Genomic DNA, 346 nt, shown 5'->3' with positions numbered 1-346 from the left:
CCAATGAAGAGTGTTAACGTGCCGAGAAAATCGTCTAACTTACTGAAACGTAGATTAAAAATTGCAGAAATTGTTGCCGCCCAGGGTGAAATCAAAGTTGATGACTTATCTGCGCAACTTGGTGTCTCTGGCGTGACGATCCGCGGCGATCTCAGTTATCTGGAGCAACAGGGATATTTAAAGCGATCATTTGGCGGTGCTATTGCGACACCACTCTCCTCTGAACCAGAAGCGATACAACCGATCGCGCCATTGTCTCTGGCACAACAAATGGAAATAGCACGACATTGCGCACGGTTAATTCGCGATCGTGACACGCTATTTCTTGGACATGGGACAATCTGCC

At 47.4% G+C, this 346-nt stretch carries 1 protein-coding gene; it reads left to right on the top strand.

All coding sequences use genetic code 11. The features are described from left to right. Positions 1–18 precede the first annotated feature (18 nt). The coding region (locus tag QP140_RS09845) for a DeoR family transcriptional regulator (RefSeq protein ID WP_284759476.1) at positions 19–346 on the top strand (328 nt) is incomplete at its 3' end.

Source organism: Corynebacterium sp. UMB9976, from assembly GCF_030212265.1.
Classification (GTDB): domain Bacteria; phylum Actinomycetota; class Actinomycetes; order Mycobacteriales; family Mycobacteriaceae; genus Corynebacterium.
Note: the sequence above shows the minus strand (reverse complement) of the source record. Positions and strands in the feature narration are given on the sequence as shown.